This window comes from Actinomycetospora sp., from assembly GCF_055612215.1.
The window spans coordinates 1-4,992 of the sequence record NZ_JBVPVA010000200.1 but is presented as its reverse complement, the minus strand read 5'-3'; the positions used below and the strand labels follow the sequence as shown (position 1 = coordinate 4,992).

The window sequence follows — 4,992 nt, the reverse complement described above, 5'->3', positions numbered from 1 at the left end:
GAACACCGCGTCCCACTCGAGGCCCTTCGCGGCGTGCAGCGAGGCCAGCGTCACGCCCTGCACCGTCGGGGGGTGCTGGGCCTGGGCGCGCGTGTTCAGCTCGGTGAGGAACCCGGCGAGCGTGGTCTCCGGGAGGCTCTCGACGAGGTCCGACGCGAGCTCGGACAGCGCACGCAGCGACTCCCAGCGCTGCCGCTGCGCACCGTCGGCCGCGCCACCGGGCGGCGGCGTCTCGGTGAGGCCCTGCTCCCCCAGCACCGCCCGCACCGTCGTGACGACGTCCGCGCCGACGACGCCCTCGGGCCCGCCCTCGACCCGCCCCGCGAGGGTGCGCAGGGCCGCGATCGCGTTGCGGACCTCGGTGCGCTGGAAGAACCGCTCCCCGCCGCGCACCTGGTACGGGATCCCGGCGTCCGCCAGCGCCTGCTCGTAGCCCTCGGACTGCGCGTTGACCCGGTAGAGCACGGCGATCTCGGCCGCGGGCACCCCGTCGGCCACGAGCTCGGAGATCTGCTGGGCCACCGCGGCGGCCTCGGCGGGCTCGTCGTCGTGCTCGGCGAAGTCCGGCGCGGGACCGGGCGGGCGCTGCCCCTCGAGGCGCAGCCGCGACCCGGCGGCCCGACCGCGGGCGGCCCCGATGACCGTGTTGGCGGCGGCCACGACCTGCGGGGTCGAGCGGTAGTCGCGCACGAGGCGCACCACCTCGGCGTCGGGGAACGTCCGCGGGAAGTCGAGCAGATAGGTGGGGCTGGCGCCGGCGAACGAGTAGATCGTCTGGTTGGCGTCGCCGACGACGGTGAGGTCGTCCCGCCCGCCGAGCCAGGCCGAGAGCAGCCGGTGCTGCAGCGGGGTGACGTCCTGGAACTCGTCGACGACGAAGCACCGGTAGCGCTCGCGGAACTCGTCGGCGACCTCGGCCGAGCCCTCCAGCGCGCCCGCGGTGTGGATCAGCAGGTCGTCGAAGTCGAGCTGCTCGGCGCGGTTCTTGAGGTGCTCGTAGGTCTCGTAGACCTGGGCGACCTGCGCGACGGGCGCGGGGGTGTCGCGCTGGGTGCGGGTGGCGGCCTCGGCGTACGCGTCGGGCGCGACGAGGCAGGCCTTGGCCCACTCGATCTCGCTCGCGAGGTCGCGCAGCGACTCCCGCGTGGTGGCGGCGTTCGCGCGCTGGGCGGCCTGGCCGACGAAGCGCATCTTGTTGTCGAGCACCGGCCACACCTCGCCACCGACCGCGCGGGGCCAGAAGTAGCGCAGCTGGCGCAGGGCGGCCGCATGGAAGGTCCGGGCCTGCACGCCCCCGACGCCGAGGTCCCGCAGCCGGGTGCGCATCTCCCCCGCCGCCCGGGCGGTGAACGTGACCGCGAGGACCTGGCCCGGCCGGACCTGGTCGGAGCGCACCAGGTGGGCGATGCGGCGCGTGATCGTCCGGGTCTTGCCCGTGCCCGCGCCGGCGAGCACGCAGACCGGGCCGCGCGGCGCGAGCACCGCGGCCCGCTGTTCGGGGTCCAGCCCCTGCTCGGGTGTCTGGGTACGCGCCGCGGTCACCGTCACCGCCCCATCGTCTCAACCCGGTCCGACGTCGTGGGGCGGGACGGGTCGGCGAGTCGCGCCCGCGGTCCACCCTCCCGGAGCGAACGGCACTCTCGCTGCTTCTATGCGCCCGAGAGTGCCGCTCGCTCACTCGGCGGCCGGACGGGACCGATCGGTCCGACACTCTCCGGAAGGATCGCCATGAGCACCGCCCGCCCCGGCGCCGTCCTGCTCGTCACCTCGGCCGCGGCGTTCCTGTCGAGCCTCGACCTGTTCATCGTCAACATCGCGTTCCCGGACATCCGCGCGGACTTCCCGGGCACCGACCTCGGGCAGATGTCGTGGATCCTCAACGGCTACACCGTGGTCTTCGCGGCCTTCCTCGCGCTGGCCGGCCGGGTCGCCGACCGCTTCGGCCACGCCCGGGTGTTCCTCGTCGGGCTCGCGGTCTTCACCCTCGCCTCGGCCGCCTGCGCCGCCGCCCCGGGGGTGTGGTTGCTGGTCGCGGCGCGGGCGGTCCAGGCCCTCGGCGCGGCCCTCGTCGTCCCGACGTCGTTGTCGTTGCTGCTGGCGGCCTACCCCGCCGAGCGGCGCACCCGCGCCGTCGGGACGTGGGCCTCGATCGGCGCGGTCGCCGCGGCCCTCGGCCCCCCGCTGGGCGGGCTGCTCGTCGAGCTCTCGTGGCACTGGGTGTTCCTGGTCAACGTGCCCGTCGGGATCGTCGCGTTCGTGGCCGGGCGGCGCGTGCTGCGCGACCCCGCTGTCGCCCGCACCGGGATGCCCGACCTGCTGGGTGCGCTCGGCATCGTCGTCGGCGTCGGGGCGCTCGCCTTCGCGCTCGTCCGCACACCCGACGCCGGCTGGGACGCGCCCGAGGTCCTCACCGGGCTCGGCGTCGCGGTCGTCGGGCTCGTGCTGGTGGTGCTGCGCTCGCGCCGCCACCCGGTCCCGGCGCTGGACCTCGCCGTGCTCCGGGTGCCCGTCGTGGCGCTCGCATCGCTGGTCATGGTGGCGTTCACGACCGGGTTCGCGGCGATGCTCGTGGTCAACGTCCTCTACATGACGGGCACGTGGGGCTGGTCGCCGCAGGCCGCGGGGCTCGGGCTCGCCGCCGGTCCGCTCGTCGTCGTGGTGGTCTCGCGGCTGGCCGGGCGCCTCTCGGGCCGGCTCGGGATCGGGCCGGTCGCCTTCCTCGGTGCCCTGGCCTTCGCCGCCGGCCCGACGTGGTGGCTGCTGCACCTCGGCGTGACCCCCGACTACGTCGGCGGGATGCTGCCGGGCCAGCTGCTCACCGGCCTCGGGGTCGGGCTGCTCCTGCCGACGCTGTCCTCGGTGGTCGGCTCCGCGTTGCCCGCCCCGCAGTGGGGGTCCGGGTCGTCGCTGATCAACACCGCGCGGCAGGTGGGGTCGGTGCTGGGCGTCGCGCTGCTCGTCTCCGTCGTCGGCGCGCACACCACCGGCCAGCCCTCGGAGTTCGGGTCGGTGCGGGCGGGGTGGACGCTGCTGGTGGCGGCAGCGCTCGTGGCGGCCGTGACAGCGGCGGCGCTGTCGGTGGTGGAACGGCGACGGCGGGTGCGGGCGGCGGCCCCGGAGGTGGCAGAGGCCGAGGTGGCGGAGGCCGAGGTGGTCGTCGACGAGGCATCCGACGCGCGCGCCCTCGTGCGGGGCGTCGTGCGCGACGGCCGCGGGCTCCCGGTCCCCGGGGCCGTCACCACCGTCATCGACGCGGCGGGCGTCCAGCTCGCTCGCGTGCTCGCCGACGCCGCCGGGGCGTTCACGGCCGTCGTCGACCCGGCCCGCGTGCGCCCGGGCGAGCACGTGATCCTGCTGGTCAGCGCGTCGGGCCACCACCCGCGCGCCCACCGGGTCCCGCTCGTCGGCGGCCCGGCGCTCGAGCTCGCCCTCGACCGCCGCGCCTCCGTGTCGGTGTGACGGGGCCTGCCCTCAGAGGAGGAGCCGCATCCGAGCCTCCATGACGTCGGGGTTCCCCGGCAGCGGTTGGCGCTCCCCGGTGGCCTCGAAGCCGAGGCGCTCGTAGAACCCGAGCGCGCGGTCGTTGCCGTCCACGACCCACAGCGCCACGTACTCCGCCCGCGCCCGGCGCGCCCACGCCATGACGGCCGCGACGAGCAGGTCCGCGAGGCCCCGCCCCCGGAACGCCGGCTCGACCCACATCCCGACGAGGTGACGCCCGGCGTCGTCGTCGGGCTCGGGGACGCCGCAGGCGAGGCCAACGGTGGCGCCGTCCGCGCGGACGAGGAACCACGCGTTCGTCGTGACCCGGTGGAGCCACTCGGCGTCGTCGAACACCTGCTCCCGCTCGAGGGAGGAGGCGAACGCGCCCGGCGACTCGGCGAGGGCGCGGAGGCGGACGTCGCGGGCGTCGTCCCGGTCGTCGGCCCCGGCCCGGACCACCACGACGTCGGCCACGTCGCGAGCGTGCCACCACCTCGCCGACGACGCCGATCAGGGCGTGCCGCGGTGGCGGATGCGCCCGTCGGGTGCCGGTGATCCACGTTCGTGGGGCGGAACGTGTCGGATCTGACGCGTTCCACCGCGCGGATGTGGATCACGACGTGGGTGCCGCTCGTCGCGGGCGTGTGGGGCCGTGCGCGACCGCCGCCGCCAGAGGCGTCACGATGGAGGGGAACGCGCCGCCGTCGGGAACCGGTCCGGGCCCCACGGCGACGTGCTGCACGCCGCGACCCACCGGGACGGCGCGCGCGACGACGAGGAGACGACGAGCATGGCCGAGCACGGCAGGGGAGCGGGCGGTCGGCACGCGGCGCCCGGGGAGGCCCGGGCCGTGAGCGGCACGGCCGGTGCGACCGCCACCGTCGCCGACCCGACCGACGTCGCCCCGGCGGGCCCGTCACCGGCCGGGGCCGCCGACCCGACGGCGCCCTTCACGAGCGCGCCACCGTCGGGCACACCGCGCGGGGCCGGGAGCCCACCGGCCGCCCCGGGGCCCGACGACGACCTCGACCCCGACGACCTCGACGATGACCTGGCCGACGACCTCGCCCCGGTCCGCGGCACCGGGTGGGTGCTGCTCGTCGGGGGCCTCGTCGGCGCCGTCGTCGCGCTGGTCCTGCTGATCGAGAAGCTCGACCTGCTCGCGAACCCGGACTACATCCCGAGCTGCTCGATCGACCCGGTGCTCTCCTGCGGGACGATCATGAAGACGGCGCAGGCGGCCGTGCTCGGCTTCCCGAACCCGGTGATCGGGCTGCTCACGTTCCCGGTCGTGGCGGCCTGCGGCGCGATGGTCGTGTCACGCGCCGAGCTCCCGCGGTGGGTGTGGTGGGCGCTGGAGATCGGCTCGTTCGCGGGCGTGCTCTTCATCCACTGGCTGATCGTGCAGAGCCTCGTCGTCATCCACGCCCTGTGCCCGTACTGCATGGTCGCCTGGGTCGCCGTCATCGCGATCTTCTGGTTCACGACGATGCACAACCTGCGCGAGGG

At 75.8% G+C, this 4,992-nt stretch carries 4 protein-coding genes; 2 read left to right on the top strand and 2 right to left on the bottom strand.

Annotated elements, in window-relative coordinates:
- A partial coding sequence (locus AC0CYZ_RS05510; protein WP_472213124.1) for an ATP-dependent helicase occupies positions 1-1,548 on the bottom strand: 1,548 nt, incomplete at its 3' end.
- Between the two features lie 180 nt (positions 1,549-1,728).
- On the opposite strand from AC0CYZ_RS05510, the gene AC0CYZ_RS05505 reads away from it, so the two are divergent.
- On the top strand, positions 1,729-3,459 hold the full coding sequence (locus AC0CYZ_RS05505) for an MFS transporter (RefSeq protein WP_472213122.1): 1,731 nt from the start codon (positions 1,729-1,731) through the stop codon (positions 3,457-3,459).
- Between the two features lie 12 nt (positions 3,460-3,471).
- Here AC0CYZ_RS05505 and AC0CYZ_RS05500 read toward each other — a convergent pair whose 3' ends face one another.
- Positions 3,472-3,957, bottom strand: a complete 486-nt coding sequence (locus AC0CYZ_RS05500) for a GNAT family N-acetyltransferase (RefSeq protein WP_472213120.1) — start codon at positions 3,955-3,957, stop codon at positions 3,472-3,474.
- 259 nt (positions 3,958-4,216) lie between these two features.
- Here AC0CYZ_RS05500 and AC0CYZ_RS05495 point away from each other — a divergent pair.
- On the top strand, positions 4,217-4,992 hold a 776-nt coding region (locus tag AC0CYZ_RS05495), incomplete at its 3' end, for a vitamin K epoxide reductase family protein (protein ID WP_472213118.1).